Raw genomic sequence first — 22,355 nt, forward strand, 5'->3', positions numbered from 1 at the left:
CAGCGGACGGATCCGATGGGGGCGGGACGGTGGTCCTCATGACGGGAATGGCTCACTGTGCGTAGGCAGCGGCAGGCATCGGGCGGGAACGGCAGGGCCGGGGACCACGGCCGGGGAGCCGTCGGCCGGGACACGGCCTCGGCCGCCAGGAACGGCGCGGAGGTCACGTGGCCGCACCCGGCGTCCCCGACGACCGGGCCGGGGATGACTCCGCAGACGCTGCTGGCTCTGCAACGGGACGCGGGCAACGCGGCGACGGCGCGCGCACTGGGTGGCCGGCTCCCGGCCGCCGAGGGCGTGGCGGGCGCCACGCGTGCGCCGAGGCCCGCACCGGCCGTGCTGCCCACCCTCGGAGAACTGCCCGAGAGCGGTGCCGCCACCCGGCTGGCCGCGGTGCTTCCCCCGATCGAAGAGGCGGAGGAGTCGGAGGAAGACGCGGTGAGCGCCCGGCCGCGCGCCGCCACCACGACACGCCCCCGTCGGGCGGCCACGCGTCGGCCGGTCCCCCGGCCGACCGGCAGCGGGACCGGCTCCTCCCATCCGCCGCTCGGACTGCCGCCGTACCTGCGGGAGTTACGGGCGGCGGGGCTCTCCACGGCGTACGGGCTCACCGGGCACGAGTTCGTGTCCACCGCCCTCGGGACGGTCGTCGGACGGTCCGACGCCACGGTGGCCGAGATACGCGAGGAACTGGCCGGGCGGCCGGAGACGTTCTACGGCCAGGGCCGCTCCTTCGCCGTCGAGGGCCCGGAGGGCAAGGGGTGGTACGACGTCACGGTCACCATCTCCCGGGACGGCGCCGACCTGCCCGAGGCCTTCGTCTCCCCGGAGGCCGCGAAGGCTCATGCCGCGGCGGAGCAACAGGCCAAGGCCATGGCCGCGTTGCTCGCCGAGACGGAGGCCGCCATGAGCAACGGGAAGGGCAAGGGGAAGGCGAGAGCCGGCGATCACGACGGCGGGGACGGCACCGGCACCGAGGTCGACCCCCGGCGGGCCGCCCAGGACGCGCGGATGGCCGAGGGCGCCAACATCAAGGTGGACACCCAGCACAACACCTCGGGAGCGGTGAGCCGCGCCTCGGGCGGTTCGTCCAGCAAGGGCGTCAACTTCATGGCGTTCGGGCTGGCGCCGGTCGTCCCGGGCGTCTGGCTCGGCGGGGCGGTCACGGCCAACGCGCAACCGTTCCAGTCCTCCACCGACTCCCGTGTGCAGAAGACCATGTCCGAACCGCGGGTGCTGCGCAGCGACAAGGGGTCCGTCGAGATGCGGCGCCAGGTGCGCTACGGCGTACGGGTCCAGCCCCAGGACGAGGGTCGGGGCGGCCGGGCGCAGACGTTCAGCGGCGCCGGGTCCCTGATGATGCGGGTGCCCACCGAACACCTGGTGCCGGTCACCGCCGAAGCACCCGCGCGGCCACGCCCCCTCAACGCACGGACCGCGCGGAGCGTACGGCTCGCGGACTCGCTGGCCCCGGTCGCCCTGGACGACGCCGCGGCGCCCCATCCGGGCGGCGGCGGCCTGTTCGACACGGTCCGCTCCGTGCTGCACCCCTCCCTGACCTCCCGCGGTGCGCCCGGGCGGGCCCGGCTCCACGACGCCACCTCCGCCACGACCGTCCTGGAGGACCTGCCACGGCTGCTGAGCGGCTGGGTGATCGGCGAGGATCTCGTCTCCAAGGACGGCAGCGCCACGGGCACCTATCGGATGCGCGCCGACCTCACCGCCCTGTCGCCCGCCTGGACGACGGGCAAGACCCAACTGCGTACGCACCAGCAGGCACAGCACTCGGTCTCCCATATGGCGGCCAAGGGCCGAGGGGGGACCTTCGGCGCGGGCCCGGCGGCGGGGTTCGGCGTGCTGGGCAACGCCGCCGCGGTGCGCGCGACGGTCATGCCCACGGCCGGGGCGCGCAAAGCGCGGTTCACGTTGGCCGAGCAGACGGTGTCGAGTCGTCAGGGCGCCGAGGTCAGGGGCGACAAGGTGCTCTACCTCGGCAAGGTGCGGTTCAGCGTCGAGGGCACCGGACCGCTCTCCCCCGCCATGAAGGTGCGCTCCGGGGCCCGCACGGCCCAGCACTCGATGGATGTGTGGGTCAGCCTGCGCGCCGACGAGGCCCGGTCGCTGGGCCTCGGACTGCCCGAAGGCGTCACCGCAGGCGCCATGATCAAAGCGCCGGGAACCGAGGACACCGACGGAAAGAAGCTCGACCGGAGACAGGAGGGAGCCTCGCGGGCCGAGGCCGAAGCCGGGTCTTCGGCCGGCCCGGACACCGAGCGCCATCTGCCGTTCGGGGCCATGGGGTCGAGCGTGGCGATCAGCCAGCTGGACACCGCTCCCCTGCTCTCCGGGATCGAGCGGCTCTTCGCCACCGATCAGCGACTCGCGGGCTACCTGCCCGCGTTCGGCGCGGGGGCGGGGACCGAGGTGAGCCGCGAGGACGGGGAGGTGCAACGGCGCAACTACCGCGAGCTGATCACCGTGCTCTCGGAGACCAACCTGCGGGTCAACAAGGACCAGTTGCTCTCCTCCGGGATCCGGGTCCGGATGCGGCGCAAGAGCCGATGGCACGCGCACGACGTCCAGATCAAGGTCGTCGGCGCCCTGCGCGAGACGGGCCACCAGGGGGAGACGAAGGACTGGCTGGTGCGCAGCCACAGCGGCGTCACCAGCAACTCGGGAAGCGGGCGGTCCAGTTCACGGTCGATCGGCGGACTCGCGCTCGGCCAGTTCCGGCTGATCCCCGGTGCCCTGTCCGCCACGGTGCGTGGCGAACGGACCCGGCAGAGCACCCGGCGCAACCAGGCGGGGGCGACGACACGCTCCGACGTGCTCACCAACGGCGGTGAGAACACCAGCGTGTTCGGCGGCGCCCTGCGCCTCGACGTGGACGTCACCATGACGACACGGGAGCGGACCGCCAGACGTGCCCTCACCCCGGGCGTGCCGGGGCGGGACACACCCGACGCCGTGCACATCGCCTCGACCGCGGACACCGAGGCGCTCGACCTGGCCGAGCAGGACGTACGGCTGCTCACCCCGACCGCGTTCACCCTGGACACCGCCGGCAAGGACCGGCTGACGGCCAGGACCCGCAGGCGCACCGCCGGACTGGCACCGCCGCAGCGGCAGTTCAACGCGTCGGGCATCGGCGATCTGTCGACCATGGCGCCGCGCTCGATCGCGGGCCGGGCGGTCCGGGACTGGACGCTGGTGGAGACCGTCGGAGGCGGTGGACCGATCCGGGGGCTCGCCTTCGAGCTCCTGTCGCGGGCCGCGAGCCGCAATCGGGAACTGTGGGAGGACCTCGCGCTGCGGACGGAGGGCCTCGCGCCGCGGCTGGCGATCGAGGAACGCTTCAGCCCGCAGGCCATCACCTCGGCGCTGCGCCAGGCGGTGTCCTCCGGGTGGGTGGTGAAGAACCTGCGGTACCCGCGCAGGCTCCGCGCGCTCAACGGCGCGATCGGTGCCCGGTTCGCCCTCACCCATCCGGAGGTGGTGGCGGAGGGCACCGGGGCGGGTACCGAGACGTTCCTGCTCGGCGGTCACCAGATGACCGGGCAGGAGGGCAGTGGTACCTCCACGATCGTGCAGGGCGGCGCCCTCGGATCGGAGAACGGCCCTGGTTGGCGGCTGGGCGAGGGCCTGTCGGCAGGCCGCAACCTCGGCCGGAGCGCGGCGACGGCGACGACGCTGAGCGGCACCGTCGAACGCAACGCCCACACTCCGCGCACCCGGCCCCTGTACCTGGTCCACTGCGACCTGGTGGTCCGGATGGTCGGCGAGGTCAAGGTCACGGGAGGCGGCCCGTACGTCGCGAAGGGCGAGCGGACGCTGCCCGCCGCGGCCGCCGTCTGGCTCACCCAGGAGCAGTTGGCGGCAGCGGGCCTGCGCGTTCCCGGGGCCGCCGGGCAGACGTTCTCGCAGGGGGAACCCGCACGCCGGGGCGCGGAGTCCATGAGCCCGGAGTCCAAGGGCGAAGAGTCCAAGGGCAAGGAGAAGGTCGCCCAGGAGCAGACCGAGGCGTCCCGGAGCGGGGACTCGTCGAGCACGACCGCCCCGGCGGCGCCCGCCCTCGCCCAGGAGTTGCCGCTCGGCTTCGGCATGATCGAGGAACTGCCCGACTTCGTTCCCCTGCTTGAGCGGCTGCGTGCCGACGTCGGGCGGCGTGACCGGTCCCTCGCCGACGAACTGCTGCCGAAGCGGCAACTGGCCGATCCGAACGACAACATGCAGCGGCTGCTGCGCGTCCTGGACCGGGACGGGTCCGCCGGACTGCTCTCCGGGGCCATGGACGGCGGGGTGCCCGTCGAACTGTTCCGCGGCCGCGACACACCGTACTGGGCCGTGTTCCGTGTACGCCGCACCCGGCAGGGCACGGCCGAGGGCGAGGCCAGGGACGGCCGCGACATGGAGTACATCACCTCGGCCGCCACGCAGCGGGCGGACACCCGCGAGACGAGCGACACACGGACCGTCGAGGGGGTCGTGGCCGGTGCGGGCAAGCCGGAGGGCGGCGGCGGTCCGCTCAAGAGCGTCGGCGGCTCCGGCGGCCTCGGCGTCGGCGTCAGCGATGTCACGAAGTCGGCCACCGTGGGGCGGGGTCAGCTCGGCATGAAGACCGTCGCCGAGGCCTCCGCGCGTTCCGTCAGAATGCGGGTGCCGATCGAGGCGAGCCTCGAACTGCGCTCGTCCCGTGGGCGGGTGGGCCTCGCCACCCTCGGCGGCCAGTCCCTGGTCCACCGCATCCTGGTCAAGGACCTCGAGGCGCTGTCCCGGCTGCGGCCGGTGCCGCGCGCCGAGGCGGGACAGGCGTTCCTGCGGCAGGACGACGCCGAAGCGAGCCGGCTGGGCCCCTGGCACGGCCGCGGGGTGAGCCTGCCGATGGAGGCACAGGTCAACGGGTTCCGCGGCGCTCCCGAGATCCGCCGGGTGATCGACGACGCGGTACGGGCGGCGCACGGCGGCGAGCGCTACCGCAGGACGGGCGACGCGGCGGCGTACGCGCAACGCGAGGCGGTGTCGACCGAGTGGCTGATCTCCGCCCTGCCGCTGCTCACCGCGGCGGGGGTCGACCTCCCGGTCGTGCACGCCTCCGGCGCGCAGGGGCAGGATCTGCGGACCTCGCTGCACGCCCGGCTGCGCGCCGGCCGCGTGCTGGGTGTCGGCGACAAGATGACCTTCGAGACGGTGGCGCAGAGCGCCCTGGACGCGCCGCGGCCCACGGGCACGGACCACCAGCAGGCGGTGGAGCACAACAAGTCGGTACGGGGACTGGGCGGCGCCGGTGTGCTCAACGCGGACGAGTTCCGGATGAACCAGCTCCTCGGCAACTCCGACCAGACCGGCGGCGCCACCGACACCTCGGCCCACGGGTCCGGCTCGATGCCTCTGCACAAGCCCAAGTTCGAGGCGACGCTGGTCCAGTTCACCCTGGACGTGCGGGTGGTGGCCCGGGTGCGCGACCGGGGCCGCTCCGGCGCACCCTCCGTCGCCGTACGGGACTTCACCGTCCCCACTCCGGTGGTCGTGCGGATCCCGGCGCCCGTGGCCCGCCGTATGCTCCAGGACCCGTCCAACCACACCAAGCTCCACGACCCGGACGGCCGTCTCACGTCCTGATGTCGGGGGCGTGTCAGCCGCCCGGCTCCTCCACCGGCTCCGCAGGATCCGCCGGGCGCTCGCCGATCACCGCGGTGAGCTCCGCCCTGCGGCGGATACCCAGCTTGCGGTAGGCGCTGGTCAGATGGGTCTCGACGGTGCGTCGGGCCAGGTGCAGGAGCTCGGCTATCTCGGCGTTCGTCCGCCCGTCGGCCGCGAGGGCGGCGATCCGGCGTTCACTGCCGGTCAGCGCCTCCCATCCGGTCAGCGCGGTCGCCGAGCCGCGGGAGCGGCCTTCGGGCAGGGCCTCCTCGGCCAGCGCCCGCATCCGTACCGCGCCCAGCCGTTCGGCGTGCTCGGCCGCCTCGCGCAGCGCGTCGCGGGCCCGGCTCCGGTCCCCCGCGGCGACGAGCTGACGCCCCTGGGCGATCAGGGCGGGGATCAGCTCGGTCTGCGCGGAGGCGTCCCGCAGGATGCGTACGGCACGGTCGGCGAGTTCCAGACCGCGACGGCCCCCGGTCGCGGTGGCGAGCCCGCGCAGCGCCCGGCCCACCAGCCGGGGGGTGTCCCACACCTGGGCGAGCCGCAGTTCTTCACGGGCCAGCGTGAGGGCATCCTGCGGACGGCCCAGCGCGCTGCGGCACTCGGCCGCCGCGGTCCGCCAGGGGGTGACCACGGGGCTGACCACGTCCCGTGCCGTCTGCCGGCGACCGCATTCCAGGAAGTCGTCGAGCGCGCCGGCGTGATCCCCCTGCGCGGACCGCAACACGCCCCGGGCGTAAAGGAATCGGTTGAGTTCCCAGGAGTCGTGCGCGTCACCCAGGGCGAAGCTGTCCGCGAGGCGGGCCGCCTCTTCGGTACGGCCCGTCTCGACCAGGGCGATCACGGCGTGACCGTGCGCGTTGGCCGGATCGGGCCGGCGCCGGGTGTCTTCGGTGACCTGCCAGTCCGCCGGTTCGGCGAGCAGATCGGCGTACTGCCCGCGCGTCGCGGCGATGTCCGCCCGTACGTTGAGCAGTGCCAGGTGCATGGGGTGCAACAGGGACGGGCTCTGCCGGTCCAGTCCCCGGCGTACCAGCCCCTCGGCCTCCACCAGTTCGTCGGCCCATTGCGCGACGGCGGCGGCCGTACCCAGCAGGAAGGGTTCGGCGAGCGCGTCGATCGGTTCGTCCAGCAGGGCGTGGACCCGTTTCATGGCCGTGGCGGCGGAGATCAGTCCGGCCGTGGCGTCGTAGCGGACCAGGAGGGCCTGCCCTGCCGTTCCGACCAGGTCCGAGGACCGCTCGGCGGCGTCGTGCAGCCAGCGGTACGTCTCCTGGCGGATGCCCTGGTCGTGGTCCGACAGCAGCGCCGAGGCGGTCTGCAGCAGCCGTATCAGGTCCGGATGGTCGGTCAGTTGCTCGTCCAGGCCCCGTAGGACGTCCATCGCGGCGCGCGCCTTGCCGCGCCGGGCCAGTACGGTGCCCAGGGCCACGGCCGCCCGTACCCGGTCCTGCGGCATGCCCGGCAGCCGGGTCGCCTCGGTCAGCCGCGGTATCCCGGCCGAGGAGCGGGCGGCGGCGAACTCCAGGGAGCCCAGCTCGGTGAGGACCATGGTCCGGCGGGCGGGCGTCAGCGGCTCGGCCAGCGCACGACGCAGATACGACACGGCGTCGTCGGGCCTGTCGTCGCGCACCGCCACGGACGCGGCGTCCAGCAGCGCCACGGTGGCCCACGCCGCGCCCACGGCCGGGGTCCGAAGCAGCTGTCCGGCCACCGCTTCGGCGCGGTCGCCGCGGCCGAGCATCACTTCGGCCGCCGTACGGTGGGCCGCCTGCCGCCGGACGGTGGGCCAGCCGCTGAGCACCGCGTCCCGCAGCAGCGGGTGGGCGAAGCGCGGCCGCCCGTCGGGATCGGGCCGCAGCAGGCCGAGGCGGGTCATGGCGGTCAGCCAGCCGGGCACCCGGGCGGGGTCCGCGCCCGCCGTCTCGGCGAGCAGTTCGGCGAACTCCTCCGCGTGGCCCTCCTCCCACACGTCCGCGTCCAGCGCCGCGAGGGCGCGGGCCACCCCCGCCGTCGCCTCGCCCGCGCTGTCCAGCCACCAGGAGACGGCGGCCGGATAGGCCCCGGGGTAGAGGGCGGCACAGGTGTCCGGCACGCTCCTCGGGGGCGCGCCGTCCGGTTCCTGTGCGCGGAGGTCGTCGAGCAGGGCGCGCAGCAGCAGGGGGCTGCCCGCGCCGGCCCGGACGCAGTCGTCCACCCAGGCGGGCGTGGTGGCACCTACGGCCGAACGGACCAGCCGCGCCGCCGCGTTCGCGCTCAGCGGGGCCAGGGTGTGGGTGCGCACCAGGGTGGGAGAGAGCGCGTGCGCCAGACCGGCGGACGGCGGGTCGATGTCGTACTGGCGGCGCTCGGTCACCACCAGGAGGACGGGCAGTGCGTCGATCCGCCGGGCGGCGTCGACGAGCCAGCGGCGCGAGGGTTCGTCGGCGCAGTGGACGTCGTCCACGGCCAGCAGCAGCGGGGCGTCGGCGGCGTGGGAGCGCAACCGCCTCCACAGGTGTTCGGCGTACGACCAGTGGTGCGGATTGTCGTCGAAAGCGTCCGGAAACAGCTTGGTTCCGGCATCGAATTCATCGCCGGATGACAGAAGTTGGAGGACCGCCGCGAACTCCCCGGCCTCGCCGTCGGGCGAGCAGCGGGTCCGCAGCACCCGCATGCCACGGGCCGCCGCCCGCTCGGTGACGGCCTCCAGGAGGGCGGTACGCCCCGTGCCGGTGGCCCCTTTGAGCAGCACCAGACGGCCGGACCCGGCGCAGGCACGGTCCGCCTCGGCGGCCACCAGTTCCAGGGCCTCCCGTCGTTCACGCAGCGCCTCGGTCTCGCCCATCGATGTCTCCTGTCGTGGACGTTTCATGATCCATCTCGTGGTACGTCTCGTGGTCCTCCACGATTGCGCGAGGCACGCCGAGCACAGAAGTCTGGGACAAGCCCTTCGGCCACTGGCGACACAGGGGCGATCAGCACGTGGATTTGGGAGAAACGGTTGCGCAGTTCATTACGGACCACTGACGCAGGCGTGTCACAGCGGCCCGCCGACACCGGTGCGGTGGATTCCGGAAACCGCATACCGGTGGTGGTCCAGGCACCCGACCCGATCTCCCGGGCGGGGGTGCGCAGCCAGTTGGGGCAGCACCCGGTGATCGACCTCCTCGACAGCGCGGAGGCCGGCCCCGGCACCGTGGCCGTCCTGGTGAACGAGGGACCGGACGAGACCACGCTGTCCCGGCTGCGCCGACTCGTACGCAGTGACGGGGCGCGGGCCGTGCTGGTGGTGAACGCGATCCGCGAGGCCGAGCTGCTCGACGTCATCGAGTGCGGTGTCGGGGCCATCGTCTGGCGCCACGAGGCCAGCGCGCACCGGTTGGTGCAGGCTGTGCTCGCGGCCGCGCGGGGCGACGGGGATATGCCCGCGGATCTGCTGGGACGCCTCATCACTCAGGTGGGATCGCTCCAGCGCACCGCTTCCGGCCAGACCGGAGTTCCGCTCTCCGGCCTGGTGCCGCGCGAAATCGATGTGCTGAGGCTCGTCGCCGAGGGGCTGGACACCGGGGAGATAGCGAGCAAGCTCTCCTACTCCGAACGTACCGTCAAGAACGTGATGCACGGGCTGACCACCCGGCTCCACCTGCGCAATCGCGCCCACGCCGTGGCCTATGCGCTCAGGGAAGGCTACATCTGAGGCGGCCGGTCGTTCGCACCGGGCCTCTCGAGCGGGGTATCGAGCGGATCACAGCAGACGGGTACAGAGCGGGTACTCGGCCGTCCCACGGCTGATACCCGGCGGGACGTGACGGCACGGCGGGAGCACGACGGTGATTCATGAGGTGGACGAGGTCCTCAAAGGGCTGCTCAGGAGCGGTGCGCTGGCCGGCTCCGGTATCGAGGTCGCCTTCGACGCGCCGAGCCGTGAGTGGGCCGCCCGCCGCAACGCGCCCGCCATCAACGCCTACCTGTACGACATCCGCGAGGACGTGCGGCGCCGTGAGCGTGGCGCCATGGCCGTGCGGGACGAGCGCGGCATCGTGCTGCGCCGCCGTCAGCCGCCCCGCTGGTTTCGGCTGTCGTATCTCGTGACCGCCTGGACCAAGCAGCCGCAGGACGAACACCGGCTGCTGTCCGCGGTGTTGGCGACGCTGCTCCCCCACGAGATCCTGCCCCCGCACGCACTGCCCGGCGCGCTGGCCGCGCTGGGGCTGTCGGTACCGCTCTCGGTGGCGAATCTGCACACGGAGTCCCGGTCCCTCGCGGAGATCTGGTCCGCGCTCGGCGGCGAGCTGAAGCCGTCGCTGGACCTGGTGGTGACCGCGCCGTTCCCGTCGTTCCCGGAGTACGACGCCGGGCCGCCGGTCACGGAGGGCGCCGGCGTGCGCGTACGCGGGATGGACGGAACCCTGGAGGGCTCGCCCGAACGGCGGCACCGGGCACGGCACTTGGCGGACACGACCGCGGCCGACACGGCAGCGGGCACGGATCTCCCGGCCGGGGACCCCCCGGTCGCGGAGGATCGAAACGGAGAGAAGCGAGCGAAGTGACCCCGCACGTCCCGGCGTCGGCCGCCACCGACACCTCGTCGTCCACGGACGGCACTTCACCCGCCACAAGCACCTCGTCGTCCACGGACAGCGCCTCGCCCGCCGCTCTCTGCGAGGGATCGGCCGACGCGCTCGTGGTCCGGCTGTCCCGGCTCCGTGAGCGTGTCGCGTTCCTGGTCGAGCACCGCAGCGCGACCGATCCCACCGCGGCCGATCCGCTGCGCGGCCTGTATCTGTCCGAGGACGCGGTACGGCATCTCCTGGAGCCTGCCGGTCAGGACCCCGCCCCGGAGAGCTGGGTCTCCGAGCGGGGCGACCGGCTGGATCTGCTGGCCGGGCGGCTTGGACTGACCGAGCTGGACGTCCGGATCCTGCTCATCGCGCTGGCCCCGGACCTCGACCGCACCTTCGAGCCGCTGTACGGCTACCTCAACGACGACGTCAGCCGCCGCCGGGCCACCACCGGGCTCGCGCTCGACCTGTGCGGACTTCCGGCGCACCATGCCGAGGCGCGGGCCCGTTTCCATCCCTCGGCTCCGCTGGCCGCGCTGGGCCTTGCGGTGGTCGAGGAGCCCGAACGCCCTTTTCTGAGCCGGTCGTTGCGCGTGCCCGACCGGCTGATCGCGCACCTTCTGGGCGACGAGACCCTGGACGCCGCGCTGACCGGCCATGTCCACCGGCTCCGGGCGCCGGTGCGGGGCGAGCGGTACGACGAGGTCTTCCTGCGCAGGCTCGCCGACCGGCTGGCGGCCGCCCCGCTCACCGTCTATCTGCGCGAACACCGGGCGGGAGACGGTCTCGCCTGTGCCGCGGGCGCGCTGCGCGACGCATCGGGGCAGGAGGCGCTCCACTTCGCTCCGGACCCGACCAGCGGGCAGGAGCCGATCGCCGACCTGCTCCGCGAGGCCCGGCTGCGTGACTGCGCGATCGTCGTGTCGCCGCTGCCGGAGGATCCCGCCCCGTTGATGCGGGCGCTGGCGGTGGACGACGTGTCCGTCCTGTTCACCGATCCGCGTCCGTACGATCCGCACTGGTGCGACCATCGCGATCCGCTCGTCCTGGACGCGCCCCGGCTGCGCTCGGGAGCGGTGGACGCGTGGGCGGTGGCGCTCGGCACCGGGGCCGACACCGGGGCTTCCGCCCGTGTCGCACCCGTACCGGAGCCCGCCCCCGGCTTCGACCTCGCCACGGTCGTCGCGCCGTACCGGCTCGGTGGCGACCGGATCCTGCGCGCCGCCCGTGCCGCGCAGCGCCTCGCCGCGTTCGACGGTACCGCGCTGACCCCCGCTCATCTGCGGCTGGCCGCCCGGCAGCAGTCCGCCTCCGGGCTGGAGCGGCACGCCCGCCGGATCCGTCCGGACGTCGGCTGGGAGGATCTCGTCCTGCCCGACAAACCGCTGGTGCAACTGCACGAGCTGGCGTTGCGCGCCCGCCACCGTGACCAGGTGCTCGGCGACTGGCGGCTGAGCGCGGGGGGCGGGCGTGGCCGCGGCGTCCTCGGCCTCTTCGCGGGCGATTCCGGTACCGGCAAGACCCTGTCCGCGGAGGTCGTCGCCGCCGAACTCGGCCTCGACCTCTACGTCGTACAGCTCTCCTCGATCGTCGACAAGTACGTCGGCGAGACGGAGAAGAACCTGGAGCGCATCTTCACGGAGGCGGACCGTACCGACGCCGTGCTCCTCTTCGACGAGGCGGACTCCGTGTTCGGCAAACGGTCCGAGGTCAAGGACTCGCACGACAGATACGCCAACATGGAGAGCTCCTATCTGCTCCAGCGGCTGGAGTCCTTCGACGGCATCGCGCTGCTCACGACCAATCTGCGCGCCAACATCGACGAGGCGTTCACCCGCCGTCTCGACCTAGTGATCGACTTCCCGTTCCCGGACGCCGGCCAGCGGCTGGCCCTGTGGCAGCACGCCCTGACCCATGTGCCGCGCGCCGAGGACACCGATCCGCGGGCCGTCGCCCGTGACTTCGAGCTGGCCGGTGGTTCGATCCGTAGCGCCGTGGTCACGGCCGCCTACGGCGCCGCCGGCCGCGGTGCGCCGGTCGACACGGCCGATCTCCTGGAGGGCGCGCGCCGCGAGTACCGCAAGGCGGGCCGGCTGGTGCCGGGCGAGGGCACCTGGTAGCTGCTCGCGCGGACGACCCTGCCCGGCCGACGGCTGTCGGCCGGGCAGGGTCGCTTCACACGGTGAACTTGACGGCCTCGAGCCAGAGCAGGTTGCTCAGGGTCCCGCCGAAGATGTAGTTGTCCCCGCCGGGCTCGTCACAGGCCAGGCCGTGCCAGCCCTCGTTGTGGACGTGCGTGGTCTGGCAGACGACGCTCTTGCTCTGGCCGACGTTCATGGACAAGCCAAGCATGTACGGGTCGTCCTTCTTGGTGCTGCCGATGTAGAGGTCGGCGCCGTCGACCACGCCCTTCCACGGCCCGAAATAGTGCCCCTTGCCGTTGGTCGACTGGGCGTCGTAGACGAAGGCGGTCGCAGCGGTGCCGTCGGTGTCGGACGTGGCGATGTTGAGGGACTTGACCGGGCGGTTCTCTCCGACCGTGCCGGCCACGGCGCCGTCGCACACCGGTTTGGTCCAGCCCTTGTCCGTCAGATAGGCCCGGTAGCAGATGTGGCGTCCGGGGTCCTGCGCGGCCAGTTGCGTGACGGCTGTCGCCGCCGTGTCCTCCTGCGGCTTGGCCGACTCCTTCGGCTTGGCCTCGGACGAGGATCCGCCGCCTCCGGCACCGCTCGTGTCCTGTGACTCGGTCGCCGCGGGCGCGACCGGGGCCTCGGCGCTGGGAGAGGGAGGCGTGGGCGGCGCGACGGAGGCCGAGGGGCTGGGCGGGAGTGTGCTGATGCCGGCTTCCTGGAGTTTCTCCGTGGCCGCCGTGCGCACTTGGGGCTTGTACGCGATCCACAGCATCACGAACGTGATCGCCAGCGCCATGAACACACCCAGGAACGTGGCAAGCCAACGCGGCAGGAACCCGCGCTGCACATACGTACCCTCCACCGGCTGCGGCCCCATACCCGAACGCTGAATCGCCAGCGTGTACGGCCGCTGCTCCTTCGAACCGAACCAGATGATCTGCCGCGGCTTCAACGTCGCCTTCACGAACGCCGCACGACCCGGCTCAATCTGAATATTGCTCGGGTGGATGTCGTACGACAGATGATCGCCATTGTCACTGCCACTGAGCGACGCCGTCAGCTTCGTATTACCCAGATTGTCCACCGCGAGCCTCGGCCGCCCACGAAAACGCCCCTTCACCGTCGGCGGCACCAACTCCGCCCGCACCTCAGTGAACGGCGTAATCGTGAGGTTGCCCTCAGGAACCGTCGTGGCCTCCGGATGCTCCGTCGGCGTGATCCGCACCGCATACGGATTCGGACCCGCCGCCGCATCCGGACTCCGCGGCGGCGAAAACGTCAGCTCCACCGTCCCCGTCGTCCCGGGATAAAGCCGCAACGTCTGCGGCTCCACCACCGTCCAGGGCGCCACATCACCCACCGGCTCGAACCGGTACTCATCCACCACATCACCGGTGTTGCGCAACCGCAACCGCACCCTGACACTGCCACCGGGATCCACAGTGCTGGAGACAGGCTCCAACGAAGTCCAAAGGCTCACCCCGTCGACGCTATGGCCAGGGGGCCGCTCCCGTCAGCAAGCGTCAGGGCATGACGGCTGCCCAAAGAGCGGCGGCCCACTGCCCTTTGTGGGTCAGGACGGGTGGACGATGTCCCACTCCTGGTCGTCGGTCTTGCTGCAGTAGTAGATCGTGAGCGGGGTGTCGTTGCCCCCGGTGCTGAAGCCCGCGACGTCCAGACACAGGTGGTTGCTGGAGTAGTTGCGGATCCAGTAGTGGCCGTCGTCCTGCTTGTCGAGCCACCACAGCTGGTTGTCGGCGGTCGTGCCGTCACACTGGAACTCGAACACCCCGGTCTGCGCGGGCTTGGCGCCGTAGTCGGGCAGGTCCATGCACAACTGGTCCTTGACGTTGCGGATCTGGAAGAGGTCCGACTTCTCGGGACCGCCGCCCTTCTCGCGCACTTCGAGGTTCCAGAGCTGGTTGTCATGGGTGGTGCCGTCGCAGGTGAACTCCCTGACCGGGCCGTTCACCGACCCCTTGTCATAGCCCGGGATGTCGGCGCACTTCTTGGTCGTGGGGTTTCTGAGCACGATGTCGGTCGCGGGCAGCGGCCCGGTCGCCTGCTTCTTCGTCGCCTTGGGACTGGCCACCGCTCCTCCGCCGCCACCGCCCCCGCCGCTCTCGGGAGACTGCTGCGCCTGGGACGGAGCCGGGACCTCCGCCGGAGCCGAGCTCGGCGCCGACGACAAGGACGGGGTGGGTGCCGGGAGTGTGCTGATGCCGGCTTCCTGGAGTTTCTCCGTGGCCGCCGTGCGCACTTGGGGCTTGTACGCGATCCACAGCATCACGAACGTGATCGCCAGCGCCATGAACACACCCAGGAACGTGGCAAGCCAACGCGGCAGGAACCCGCGCTGCACATACGTACCCTCCACCGGCTGCGGCCCCATACCCGAACGCTGAATCGCCAGCGTGTACGGCCGCTGCTCCTTCGAACCGAACCAGATGATCTGCCGCGGCTTCAACGTCGCCTTCACGAACGCCGCACGACCCGGCTCAATCTGAATATTGCTCGGGTGGATGTCGTACGACAGATGATCGCCATTGTCACTGCCACTGAGCGACGCCGTCAGCTTCGTATTACCCAGATTGTCCACCGCGAGCCTCGGCCGCCCACGAAAACGCCCCTTCACCGTCGGCGGCACCAACTCCGCCCGCACCTCAGTGAACGGCGTAATCGTGAGGTTGCCCTCAGGAACCGTCGTGGCCTCCGGATGCTCCGTCGGCGTGATCCGCACCGCATACGGATTCGGACCCGCCGCCGCATCCGGACTCCGCGGCGGCGAAAACGTCAGCTCCACCGTCCCCGTCGTCCCGGGATAAAGCCGCAACGTCTGCGGCTCCACCACCGTCCAGGGCGCCACATCACCCACCGGCTCGAACCGGTACTCATCCACCACATCACCGGTGTTGCGCAACCGCAACCGCACCCTGACACTGCCACCGGGATCCACAGTGCTGGAGACAGGCTCCAACGAAGTCCAAAGGCTCACGCGGGGACATTAGCCGCAGGTCCGCTCCCGGGGCAGCGGCCCCAGGGGTAAGGCTCCTGCACGAACAGGTAGGGCGCGGTGCCCTCTCGGCCCCGCGGCGGGGGGTGCCGGCGGCCGGCCCGGCCTCGTCAGCGCCGGGGCAGCGTCCCTCCGGTGGCCACGACGACGAACTGTGCGTAGGAGTCGGCGTTCATCAGGGCCCGCCTGCCCATGGCGTACCAGTTCAACTGCTTGTCGGGGTGGGCCGGTTCGTCCTGCCCGGTGTACTGGTCCGGGTCGCGGGCCACCCGTTTGCCCAGCCTGCCAGCGGAGTGCTGCGCCAGCTCCTGCTGACTCCAGCCAAGGCCCTGTGCCATGCCCATGTCGGCCCGGTCCTCGTTGAGTTCGTGCTCGTAAGGGCTGTACTGGAAGTCGAGCGTGCCGGCGAACCGGTGGGTGGCCTCGTGAATGATGTACCAGACGTTCTCGCCGGGTGTCCGCAGGTTGATCGGACCCTCGCGCCCGGCGTCCATCGTCGGCAGCTGTTCGCTCTTCATGTCGTGGGGCCTGAGCCGTTCGCCCATGGTGGGGGCGACCCAACCGGCCACGTTGGCCTGGTCGGACCCGAACGCGCCCAGGTCGTACCACGGCGTCTCCCCCGCCAGCGCGATCTGCGCGCCCGACGCGTTCAGGCCCGTCTGGACCCGGTGGAGAACCTCCACGACATGCGGCAGCAACGGCTCGATCTGCTGCGGTGTGGCCCGCTGGAAGGCCGGGAACCCGGACCTGAGCGCATCGAGGAGCCGGCCACCGGGAGGCCCGCCCGCCCCCAGCATCGCGATGACCTCCGCCATCTTCCTCTTGGCGTCGACCAGCGCGTTGCGGACCCTGGCCTCGCGCTCCTTGTACGCGGTGCCGTTCCGGTGCGCCTGTGGGGTGTCGGGGATCGTGCCACGCTGCGAGAACTCGACGTTCCCACTGCCGAAGTGACGCCTGGTGACGTCGTCGTACTTGTCCCCGTGACGCAGACCGTCGGGCCCGACGCCCAACTGCGCGGAACTGGCGGTCTGGGCGGGGTTGGTCTCGTCCTGCCAGACGCCCGCTGCCGGCATTCCCATGGTGACGCGGGTCCGGGTGCTGGCGTTGTACGTCCAGACCGTGCGCTGGATCGCCGGCGCCCCCGCCTCCACCGTCCCCGACCCGCTCCGCTCCGCCGTGTGGTCGACGGCGCGCTGCACCGGCGGCGCCCCGCTCATCACCCGCCGGGCGTTCTCCTCCGCCTGGACCTCGGCCCAGTCCCCGCGATCGGACATCATCAGTCCGGAGCCGTTGTCGGTGCCGGGAACAGGGCCCCGGATCTGCTGGCGGACGTGATCCAGCTCGTGGGCGAGGACGTGCTTGTCCTGACCGTCCCAGACCACGTCGGTGCCGGAGGTGAACGCCTTGGCACCGATCTGCGCCGCCGCCCGCTGGGCCGCCGCGTCGGTGTGGACGCGTACACCGCTGAAGTCCTCGCCGCCGTACCGGCCTTCCATCTCGCTCTGCAGCGGGGCGTCGAGCGGCCGGCCCGGGGACCGCAGCACCTCGTGCACGGCGGAGCGCTGGACCGAGGGCCCGTGGCCGCAGCTCGCGTCGTGCTCGTGACGCTGCTCCTCGACGGCACGGGCCACCGCCGCGTTGCCCGCGGCGCGTTGCAGCGCCAGGATCCCCGCGGCGGGCCCGGGCGCGGGGGCACGACCGGACGGCCGGCCCTCGCCCGTCCGGCCACGGGTCTTGTCGGTCTCCTTGCCCTGCGCGTGCACTAGGACTCCATTCGAACGCGGGTGCACCAACCTGCAAGGTGTACCGGACGGCGCCGTCGCGGAGAACGCACTCAAGGGCAGCCCTGGGGGCAGCGTCCCTCATCGCCCGCACCATGTGCCCCTGCGGGCAACAAAAGCTGCCCCCTACCGGGTACGTAAAGACGTTTCGGCGCACGCGCTTCGCGCGTGAGGGTGAGTGACGTCCCATCTCGTACCCCGAGGAGAGCAGAGCATGCCGTCCTACCTGTCGCCGGGCGTCTACGTCGAGGAGGTGGCCAGTGGCTCGCGTCCGATCGAGGGCGTGGGCACTTCGGTGGCGGCCTTCGTCGGGCTCGCCCCGATCGGCCCCCTGAACGAGCCGACACTGGTGACCAACTGGACGCAGTACGTGGCGGCCTTCGGTGAGTTCACCGACGGGTACTACCTCGCGCACTCCGTCTACGGCTTCTTCAACAACGGCGGCAGCGCCGCCTATGTCGTCCGGGTCGGCGGAACGCCCGGCGGCGCCTCGGGCGACTCCGCGGCCCCCGCGGCGGTGACCGGCTCCGGCACGCAGGCCGCGCTGCCGCCGGGCGAGCCGAAGCAGCTCGGCACGTTCTCGGTGAGCGCCGTCGGGGGCGGCTCGCTGAGCGTCGAGGTCGCCGACCCCGAGGGCGAGGGCCCGGCCGAGCGGTTCAAGCTGATCGTCAAGGACGGCGACAAGGTCGCCGAGACCTTCGACGTGACCGCCAAGAAGGGCGGTCGCAACTACGTGGTCACCCAGGTGAAGGAGCGCTCCAAGCTCATCGCCGTGCAGGAGGCCGCGCCCGCCGCCCAGTTGGTCCGCCCCGACAACCAGACGGTTGCGCTCGCCGCCCCGTCCGCCTCCTCCCCCGCAGTCCCGGCCACCACGGACGACGGTCACCCCGGCCCCGCCCAGTACCTCGGCGACTCCGCCGACCGCACCGGCTTCGGCGGCCTGGAGGCCGTGGACGAGGTCTCGATGGTCGCCGTCCCCGACCTGATGGCCGCCTACCAGCGCGGCGCCATCGACCTGGAGGCCGTCAAGGCCGTCCAGCTCGGCCTGATCGCGCACTGCGAGCTGATGGGCGACCGGGTCGCGGTCATCGACCCGCCGCCGGGCCTCAACGCCCGTCAGATCCGGGTGTGGCGCCAGGAGACGGCCGGCTACGACTCCAAGTACGCCGCTCTCTACTACCCCTGGGTCAAGGCCTTCGACCCGGCCAGCGGCCAGTCCCGGCTGATCCCGCCGAGCGGCCACGTCGCCGGCATCTGGGCCCGCAACGACTCCGAACGCGGTGTGCACAAGGCGCCCGCCAACGAGGTCGTACGAGGAGCGGTGGACCTGGAGCTCCAGATCACCCGTGGCGAGCAGGACCTGCTCAACCCCATCGGCGTCAACTGCATCCGCGCCTTCCCGGGCCGCGGCATCCGCGTCTGGGGTGCCCGCACCATGTCCTCCGACCCGGCCTGGCGCTACCTCAACATCCGCCGGTACTTCAACTACCTGGAGGAGTCGATCCTGATCGGCACCCAGTGGGTGGTGTTCGAGCCGAACGACCACGCCCTGTGGGCCCGGATCCGGCGCAATGTCTCCGCCTTCCTGGTCAACGAGTGGCGCAACGGCGCCCTCTTCGGCTCACGGCCGGAGGAGGCGTACTACGTCAAGTGTGACGAGGAGACCAACCCGCCGGAGTCGGTCGACCTCGGCCGCGTCATCTGCGAGATCGGCATCGCGCCGGTCAAGCCCGCCGAGTTCGTGATCTTCCGGCTGGCCCAGTTCTCCAGCGGCAGCGGCGAGCTGGAGGAGTAGTACCGCCCTCTCGGCCACCAGCTCCGCCCCGTACGCCCAAGAAACCCTAGAAGGACAGAGAACAGATGAGTCTCCAGCCGGGTGACGCCCTTACTTCGCACAATTTCGGCCTCCAGATCGACGGCGTGATGGTCGAGTACCTCGCGGAGGTCAGCGGCCTCAGCATCGAGCAGGACGTCATCGAGTACCAGCAGGTCTCCTCCCAGGGCATCCCCGTCACCAAGAAGCTGCCGGGCGTGAAGAAGGCCGGCACCTGCACGGTCGTCCGCGGTATGACGCAGTCGGCTGCCTTCAACCAGTGGATCACCGAGTCCGTCGCGGGTCAGATGAGCACCGCCCGCAAGAACGCCACCATCATGGTGATGGACTACATGAACAACCCGGTCAAGCGGTACAACATGCGCAACGCCTGGTGCAGCAAGATCGACACGAGCACCGTGAAGGCCGGCGAGGCCTCCGCGCTCACCGAGACCGTGACGATCACCTTCGAAGAACTGGTCATCGAGTAATGCGCCGCACGGCTCCCAGGGCGGCGGCTACGGCCGTCGCCGAACCGGAGCCGGAGCAGACCGCTGCTCCGGCTCCGGCCCCGGTCGCAGCGGCGCAACCGCTGCGCACCGAGTTCGAGTTCGAGCTGCCGCGCGGGTACGTGGACGACTCCGGGACCGTGCACCGGCACGGCGTGATGCGGCTCGCCACCGCTCGCGACGAGCTGGTCCCCTTGCGGGACATGCGGGTGCAGGAGAACCCGGCGTACCTGTCGGTCGTGCTGCTCGGCCGGGTCATCACCCGGCTCGGCACGCTGCCACTGGTGCACGACGGGGTGGTGGAGAACATGTTCGCCTCGGACCTCGCCTTCCTGCAGGACTTCTACCGCCAGGTCAACGCGGAGGGCCACACCCGTGCCGCCGTGACCTGCCCGCACTGCGAGGAGCCGTTCGAGGTCGAACTCGGCGGGAGCCGCCTGGGGGAATCGTGACGTACGCGACCGACCGCATCCAGGAGGAGATCGCGTACATCGCCTATCACTTCCACTGGAGCCTGGAGACCATCCTGGATCTCGAACACCGCGACCGGCGCGGCTACACGGAACAGATCGCGGCACTCGTCAACCGCGGCGCCGGAGAAGGGTGACACGGCGTGGGGCTTTTTGATCGGCTGCGGGGCGGCGGGGGCGACGGACCTGAGCGGGGGTCCGGCGGCGGTTTCGCCGCCGCGGCCGCTTCCGGACCGGCGGGTGCCTCGGCTCCGGCCGGCGGTACGGAGACCGGGGCGGGCGACACGTCCACGGCGGGCGGTGCGGGGCGGGGACCCGGTGCGCGTGTGGTCCGGCCTGCCGCCTGGCCCGCGCTGCCGCCGATCCAGCGGGCCACGGACCGGCCGGGCTCCGTCGCCGACGCCGGGTTCGGCGGCCGGCTGACGACCTGGCAGAACCCCTCCTTCACCGGCACGCTGTCGCACGCCGTCCTCGACGGCGCACCCGGCGGACTGGTCAAGGGGCTGCTCGCCGCGCCGGTGGGACCCGCTTCCGGGCTCGAACTCCCCTCGCTCTCGCTGCCGGTGGCCTCGCCCGTCGAATCGGGTGAGGGGAGCGGGACGCTGCCCGTGCAGCGCATGAGTTCTCCCGTCGGGGCCGTCGGCCCGGCGGGTCCACGGGTGACGCCCGCCGTTCCCCGGGCCACACGGCCGACCTCGCTGACCAAGGCGCCGGCCAGGCCTGCCGTACAACGGTGGGCTCTGCCGGCGATGAAGCCGTCCGCGCCGTTGCCGTCCGTACCTCAGCCGTCCGTACCGCAGCCGCCGTCGGCGCCCGCCGTCACCGTCCCGGCCACCGGTGGCGGCGGCAGTGACGGTGCCAGTGGTAGTGGTGGCAGCGGCCCTGACAGCGGCAGTGGCGGAACGTCGTCCGGTTCTGCCGCTTCGGTGGCCGCTTCCCGGACATCGGACACTGCTCCCCGGCCTTCGGCTCCCGCCGCCACGCTCCCGGGTTCCGGGACACCGGCTGCCGCCGCCGGCCCGGTCGCGCCTCCCGTCTCCTTGTCTCGATCGCGCGACGGTTCCGCCGCCGGGTCCGATCTTCCGGTCCAGCGGAGTATGCGGAGTACGTCGGGCGTTTCCGGACGTACGGGGCTGGGGGCGCCGTCCGTCGGTGACGTGCCGTCGGCTGGAGCATCCATACCGGCGTCCCTCCTTCCGACAGCACCGGCGGCGCCGACCGCTCCAGTGGCTCCGGTGACTCCGGACGGCAGCCCGGCTGCGGGGCCGCCGCGTCGACGCTCGGGGCTGGGCGCGCCTTTGTCCACTCCGCCTTCGCACGCGACGCCGGTACAACGTCCGGTGCAGCGCGCGACGGGGACCCCAGCGGAACGACCGGGCGCGCCCGGCGGTGCGACGACTCCGCCCGGGACCGGGACGATGTCTCCCAGACCGCTGTCCCCCGGGCCGCTGTCCCCCGGGCCGGGGAGAACACCGGAGACGGCTCCTTCGCGATCGTCGTCATCAGGTGTGGCGCCGTCTCGCCTGGAGATTCCCGAGGCGGGAGCCCCGCCCGGGAACCTGCCTGTTCAGCGTGCGGTCCCGGCTCCGCCCCCGGCTCCGGCTCCAGCTCCGGCAGGTTCCGCCGCGTCAGGGACAGCCCCGGAGGGCAGCCCTGTCGTACAGCGGGCCGTCGTGGCAGAACCTCGCGCTCAGGAACGTACGAGTGCGGTGGAGGGCACGCCACAGAGCCCGGCGGGCAGTGGGCCCGTCGCCCCCCGGCGGGACGGTGGCGCGGAGCCGGTCGCTCCCACCTCCCCGTCGTCGCCGCGTCCACCGGTGCGCGCGCTCGCTCCGGCACGCGCACTGACCTCGCTGCTGCCCTCCACGCCTCCTGCCGTCGCCGTGCAGCGCCGTACCGCTCCCGCGGCCGTACCGCTGCGGCGCGCCACATCAGCCGACAGCGGCCGGAGCGGGTCCCGTTCCGGCGGCTCCGGCGGCGGCTCTGCGGGTGGCCCGTCGGCGCGGCGTGCCGACGGCCCCGGGCCGGCGGGAGCAGCCGGCCCAACAGGGAGCACGCCCATCGCCCCGGGTGGGGCCGTAGCCGGACCGGCTTCCGTCCCGACCCCGGCCCTACAACGTTCCTCGGCAGCCGGGGCCTCTCCCGTGCCCGGCGGCGGTCTGGTACCCCGTCCGATACGCCGATCGCCTGAGGCACCGGGAACGGCACCTTCGTCAACCAGGGCGCCTGGGTTGGCCGGTGGCGCCGGTGGCGCCGGTGCCATGGTGCAGCGGGCGGTGTCGCACCCGTCGGTCGGCGGGCCCGTCGCCGGTGCCCACGCCGGTCCGGCGGCGCGCGGCACCGAGGCTTCCGGCGCCGGTGCTCCGGTCCTCCGGCGCCTTGCCACCGTCCCCCTTGCTCAACCCGGCACCGGTGCGAGCGGCCCATCGGTGCGACGGAGCCCGGCCTCCGCG

The 22,355-nt window shown here is 72.3% G+C and carries 12 protein-coding genes; 8 read left to right on the plus strand and 4 right to left on the minus strand.

The features are described 5' to 3' along the window. The first annotated feature begins 204 nt into the window (after positions 1-204). The gene (locus ACIQTP_RS12335; protein WP_403398991.1) at positions 205-5,619 is read left to right on the plus strand and encodes a hypothetical protein; all 5,415 of its coding nucleotides are present in this window, start codon (positions 205-207) and stop codon (positions 5,617-5,619) included. Positions 5,620-5,632: 13 nt separating this feature from the next. On the opposite strand, the gene ACIQTP_RS12340 is transcribed toward ACIQTP_RS12335, so the two are convergent. Next, positions 5,633-8,467 carry an AAA family ATPase gene (locus ACIQTP_RS12340; RefSeq protein WP_403398993.1) on the minus strand — a complete coding sequence of 945 codons (2,835 nt, stop codon included), beginning with the start codon at positions 8,465-8,467 and terminating at the stop codon, positions 5,633-5,635. Positions 8,468-8,656: 189 nt separating this feature from the next. Between ACIQTP_RS12340 and ACIQTP_RS12345 the strand changes: the two genes are divergently transcribed. The 3 genes from ACIQTP_RS12345 (at position 8,657) to ACIQTP_RS12355 (ending at position 12,304) form a co-directional block, all read left to right on the plus strand. Beyond that, on the plus strand, positions 8,657-9,319 hold the full coding sequence (locus ACIQTP_RS12345; RefSeq protein WP_403398995.1) for a LuxR C-terminal-related transcriptional regulator: 663 nt from the start codon (positions 8,657-8,659) through the stop codon (positions 9,317-9,319). Positions 9,320-9,452: 133 nt separating this feature from the next. Continuing rightward, positions 9,453-10,172: a DUF4255 domain-containing protein gene (locus tag ACIQTP_RS12350; RefSeq protein WP_403398997.1), complete on the plus strand. Its 720-nt coding sequence runs from the start codon at positions 9,453-9,455 to the stop codon at positions 10,170-10,172. After that, positions 10,169-12,304, plus strand: coding sequence for an ATP-binding protein (locus ACIQTP_RS12355; RefSeq protein WP_403398999.1), 2,136 nt, complete (start codon positions 10,169-10,171; stop codon positions 12,302-12,304). The genes ACIQTP_RS12350 and ACIQTP_RS12355 overlap by 4 nt, the downstream gene beginning before the upstream one ends. A 55-nt stretch (positions 12,305-12,359) precedes the next feature. Here the strand turns inward: ACIQTP_RS12355 and ACIQTP_RS12360 are convergent, their stop codons facing one another. The 3 genes from ACIQTP_RS12360 to ACIQTP_RS12370 all read right to left on the minus strand — a co-directional run bounded on the left by ACIQTP_RS12360 (position 12,360) and on the right by ACIQTP_RS12370 (position 17,092). Further along, entirely contained in the window at positions 12,360-13,796 is a 1,437-nt protein-coding gene (locus tag ACIQTP_RS12360) for a hydrolase (protein WP_403399000.1), read from the minus strand. Positions 13,797-13,889: 93 nt separating this feature from the next. Next, complete coding sequence (locus tag ACIQTP_RS12365; RefSeq protein WP_403399002.1) at positions 13,890-15,311, minus strand: RICIN domain-containing protein; 1,422 nt, start codon at positions 15,309-15,311, stop codon at positions 13,890-13,892. 128 nt (positions 15,312-15,439) lie between these two features. Further along, on the minus strand, positions 15,440-17,092 hold the full coding sequence (locus ACIQTP_RS12370; RefSeq protein WP_403399004.1) for a DUF4157 domain-containing protein: 1,653 nt from the start codon (positions 17,090-17,092) through the stop codon (positions 15,440-15,442). Between the two features lie 232 nt (positions 17,093-17,324). Here ACIQTP_RS12370 and ACIQTP_RS12375 point away from each other — a divergent pair, with 232 nt between their 5' ends. From ACIQTP_RS12375 to ACIQTP_RS12390, 4 genes are all read left to right on the plus strand, one after another. After that, positions 17,325-18,905 carry a phage tail sheath subtilisin-like domain-containing protein gene (locus ACIQTP_RS12375; RefSeq protein ID WP_403399006.1) on the plus strand — a complete coding sequence of 527 codons (1,581 nt, stop codon included), beginning with the start codon at positions 17,325-17,327 and terminating at the stop codon, positions 18,903-18,905. A gap of 65 nt (positions 18,906-18,970) precedes the next feature. Then, the gene (locus tag ACIQTP_RS12380; protein WP_054230236.1) at positions 18,971-19,414 is read left to right on the plus strand and encodes a phage tail protein; all 444 of its coding nucleotides are present in this window, start codon (positions 18,971-18,973) and stop codon (positions 19,412-19,414) included. Further along, entirely contained in the window at positions 19,414-19,884 is a 471-nt protein-coding gene (locus tag ACIQTP_RS12385; protein ID WP_403399008.1) for a hypothetical protein, read from the plus strand. The genes ACIQTP_RS12380 and ACIQTP_RS12385 overlap by 1 nt, the downstream gene beginning before the upstream one ends. Further along, positions 19,881-20,039 carry a DUF6760 family protein gene (locus ACIQTP_RS12390; protein ID WP_095856654.1) on the plus strand — a complete coding sequence of 53 codons (159 nt, stop codon included), beginning with the start codon at positions 19,881-19,883 and terminating at the stop codon, positions 20,037-20,039. Before ACIQTP_RS12385 ends, ACIQTP_RS12390 begins: the two co-directional genes overlap by 4 nt. Positions 20,040-22,355: the final 2,316 nt, after the last annotated feature.

The organism is Streptomyces sp. NPDC090798, from assembly GCF_044768965.1.
In the GTDB taxonomy this organism is placed as follows: domain Bacteria; phylum Actinomycetota; class Actinomycetes; order Streptomycetales; family Streptomycetaceae; genus Streptomyces.

Bases quoted from the DNA above. Each gene is read 5' to 3' on its own strand.
- ACIQTP_RS12375 (WP_403399006.1), top strand. From the start codon at position 17,325: ATGCCGTCCTACCTGTCGCCGGGCGTCTACGTCGAGGAGGTGGCCAGT.
- ACIQTP_RS12385 (WP_403399008.1), top strand. From the start codon at position 19,414: ATGCGCCGCACGGCTCCCAGGGCGGCGGCTACGGCCGTCGCCGAACCG.
- ACIQTP_RS12380 (WP_054230236.1), top strand. From the start codon at position 18,971: ATGAGTCTCCAGCCGGGTGACGCCCTTACTTCGCACAATTTCGGCCTC.
- ACIQTP_RS12335 (WP_403398991.1), top strand. From the start codon at position 205: ATGACTCCGCAGACGCTGCTGGCTCTGCAACGGGACGCGGGCAACGCG.
- ACIQTP_RS12340 (WP_403398993.1), bottom strand. From the start codon at position 8,467: ATGGGCGAGACCGAGGCGCTGCGTGAACGACGGGAGGCCCTGGAACTG.